The sequence below is a fragment of the Succinivibrio sp. genome (assembly GCF_045124615.1).
Classification (GTDB): Bacteria; Pseudomonadota; Gammaproteobacteria; order Enterobacterales; family Succinivibrionaceae; genus Succinivibrio; species Succinivibrio faecicola.
Genome location: NZ_JBGVMC010000224.1, coordinates 1 through 3,484, shown reverse-complemented (window position 1 = coordinate 3,484; position 3,484 = coordinate 1). Strand labels below are relative to the sequence as shown.

Annotated in this window: 4 protein-coding genes; all 4 read left to right on the top strand. The window is 35.4% G+C overall.

All coding sequences use genetic code 11. The features are described from left to right. Positions 1-428: hypothetical protein (locus ACJML3_RS05935; protein WP_406021476.1), on the top strand; the 428-nt coding region annotated here is incomplete at its 5' end. 161 nt (positions 429-589) lie between these two features. Beyond that, on the top strand, positions 590-1,555 hold the full coding sequence (accD, locus tag ACJML3_RS05930; RefSeq protein ID WP_406021475.1) for an acetyl-CoA carboxylase, carboxyltransferase subunit beta: 966 nt from the start codon (positions 590-592) through the stop codon (positions 1,553-1,555). A 9-nt stretch (positions 1,556-1,564) separates the two neighbouring features. After that, positions 1,565-2,905 carry a bifunctional folylpolyglutamate synthase/dihydrofolate synthase gene (locus ACJML3_RS05925; protein WP_406021473.1) on the top strand — a complete coding sequence of 447 codons (1,341 nt, stop codon included), beginning with the start codon at positions 1,565-1,567 and terminating at the stop codon, positions 2,903-2,905. A 55-nt stretch (positions 2,906-2,960) separates the two neighbouring features. Continuing rightward, a partial coding sequence (locus ACJML3_RS05920) for a hypothetical protein (protein ID WP_406021471.1) occupies positions 2,961-3,484 on the top strand: 524 nt, incomplete at its 3' end.

Sequence of the window (3,484 nt, the reverse complement as noted above, 5' to 3'; positions counted from 1 at the left end):
ATGAATCATTTGATGTAAAAATAGATCTAAAATCTAAAGAAATAGTAAATTCAGTCAGTGATGTTAAAGCTGTTATGATAGCAAAAGGCCTTTCTTATGATGAGATAAATTCTGCACTAAAAGAAGGTGATTTAGACAGGTGTTTTGATTCATTAAAGCGTATTGATATTTCAAAATTTGATGCTGTTTTAGATAATTCCCTTAAAACATATGTTGGTGTTTTCAGAAAAAATGCTATCAAATTTAGTTCAAACGGTTATTTAAAATTTGATTCAAACAATGATGTATTCTTGCAAGAAGCATTTTTAAGTATAAAGACAAATGATGCAAAAGGCGCTGAATTTCTATTTAAAAAGAAGAATGGCGAATATGTATGTAATTTAGAATATAAGAATGAAAGGCTGTATATAAACGGAATTGGATTTTAACAGTCAGATTTTTGAGTATATAAAGACTTAAAATCAGAAAAATAATCGATATTAAAACTCGTATCAAAAATCACATTAAATTAAAAAAATTAATTTTTTCATAATATACAAAGCTGTGATAAAATGCGCACAGCTTTTTATACTAAATAATAGGGACTTCTATGAGTTGGTTTGAGAATCTATTACACAAGACTGCATCTTCAATTTCATCAGGTGCAAAGCATGAAATTCCTGAAGGTGTTTGGACAAAATGTTCTGCTTGTGATCAGGTTTTATATAGAGCAGAGCTTGAGCGTAATTTAAATGTATGTCCAAAGTGCGGTCATCATATGCATATCAAAGCTCGTGTACGCCTGGATTCTTTCCTTGATAAAGACGGCAGAGAAGAGCTTGCTGGTGATTTAGAGCCAAAGGATATCTTAAAGTTTAAGGATCTAAAAAAATATCGTGATCGTTTCCTTGCAGCTCAGAAAAAGTCTGGTGAAAAAGATGGTTTAGTTGTAATCAAGGGCACTTTAAAAGGCTTACCAGTTGTAGCTTGTGCTTTTGAGTTCGATTTTATGGCTGGCTCTATGGGCTCTGTTGTTGGTGCAAGATTCTGTGCTGCTGTTGAGGAGTGTTTAAGAACTCATCGTGCACTTATCTGCTTCTCAACCTCAGGTGGTGCTCGTATGCAGGAGTCATTATTCTCACTTATGCAGATGGCAAAGACATCAGCTGCTCTTGCAAGACTGTCAAAGGCACATCTTCCATTTATCTCTGTTATGACCGATCCTACAATGGGTGGTGTTTCAGCTTCACTTGCAATGCTTGGTGACATCAACGTTGCAGAGCCAAATGCACTTATTGGTTTTGCCGGTCCTCGTGTTATTGAACAGACTGTTCGTGAAAAATTACCAGAAGGTTTCCAGAGAGCAGAGTTCTTAGTTGAAAAGGGCGCAGTTGATATGATTGTTACCCGTGCTAAGATGAGAGATGAGCTTGCAAGTCTCGTTTCACTGCTTCTTGGCAGTCATGATCCATCAGTTCCTATGGTTGAAGTGCAGTCACGTTATGCAAACAAATCATTATCTGACGGTTCAATTCCAGTTGAGGCAGAGCTTGTAAATCCAGATGTTTCAATCTAGTGATTATCAATGGTTATAAGTAAGTCTGAATTAAAGCCAGGTTCAATCGATGCCTGGCTTAGTTTTCTTGAAAAAATCGATCCTAACCGTATTAAACTGGGACTTGATAGAGCAAAAAAAGTCCTTGAAAATCTTAATCTTCAAAATTTAAAAGATATCAAGATTGTAGAGGTTGCAGGTACAAACGGCAAAGGCTCCACTGCTGCTTTAATTGCTAATTCACTCTCATGCTCAGGAATTAAAACAGGTCTTTATACATCTCCTCATCTTAAAAAGTTTAATGAACGAATTGCTATTGATGGCAGACTTATTAGCGATGATGATCTCTGTATTGCTTTAAGTTATGTTTATGATCATTCAAAAGGTGTTGATTTAACATACTTTGAATATACAACACTTGCTGCAATTTATCATTTTTACAATCAAGGCTGCAGTGCAATTGTTCTTGAGGTAGGTTTAGGCGGAAGACTAGATGCTGTAAATATACTTGATGCTGATGTTTGTGTTATTACATCTATAGGTCTTGATCATACAGCAATTCTTGGCGATACCATTGAGAAGATCGCAAAAGAAAAGTCAGGAATCATTAAGAATAAATCTTCAGTTATTACAGGCTTACTACCAGTAGATGCTAAAAAGGTTGTATATAACATAGCAAAAGAGAATAATTCTGAGTTGTTCTTTGAAGGTGAACACTTTGAAGGTCGCTTTACAGATGGCTTTACCTTTGTTCAAAAATCTGCAATTGGTACCTTTGAGTCATATTCTCTTGCAACACCAAAAATACCACTTATCTGTGCACCATCTGCGATAAAGGCTTTAATGGTTTTAAAAGAACGTGGCCTTAATATATCTGTAGATGCAATTAACAGAGCATTAAAGGTAACATCACTGCCAGGTCGTATGCAGCTTGTTAAATATCATCCTGCAATTTATCTTGATGTTGCTCATAATCCTCCTGCAGCACTGCATCTTGCAAAGACATTAGCGAAGAGAGTTATCAAAACAAAACGATATGCTCTTATAGGAATGCTTAAGGATAAGGATATTGAATCGGTAATCTCAATTATCAAAGACTGTTTTGACGGCTTTTATGTTGCATCTTTGCATACTCAAAGAGGAGAGTCTTCAACTCGTCTTGTTAAGGCTTTAAAAGAGTGTCAAATATCTGATTCTCTGATAAAATCATATGAAACAGTAAATGAAGCCTTAACAGAATGTGTTAAGGATGCAAAAGATGATGATGAGATTATTGTTCTTGGCTCTTTTGTAACAGTTTCTGAGGTAGTAGACTGCCTTGTAGATGACAATTTTATAAAAAAAGCTAGAAATAGACAGAATAATAGTTAACAGCTAAGATTGTGCTGTTAGAATAAGAATAGGAGGCGCTCTTTTTGCGATATATATGAAATTTGATACAAGTTTAAGAAATAGAATTGTTGGATCTTTATGTGTAGCTTCACTTGTGCTTATTCTTATTCCATTTTTATCAGACAGTAATGATTCTTCTGCAAAAAATGATAGCTCAAATGCGATAGCAATTACTAAAAATGGAGCAATGACAGATGAGTCAGGTCAGCTTGTTAGTGCTTCATCAGATATTGCACAGGCACAAAGTGAGCATGACTATTCAGATTTATTAGCACCAGTTGATGATACACCAAAAACGACACAAGTATCTCCATTTGATGCTTTAAAGCAGAATGAGCAGCAGTCAAATACAGTTCAGAGTGAACAGCTTGAGCCTAAAGAGCCAGTTTCTGCTACAACTACTTTCCCAGATACAAATCGTGAAAGTACAACTACAAGAGAAGTTTTAAAATCATCAAGAAAGAATGCAAATCAAAATGCATCGTCTGCAAAGATCACACAGCCAAAAGTAAATTCAGCTTTAGCTTCAGGCATGTATGCAGCTCAGGTTGGAGTATT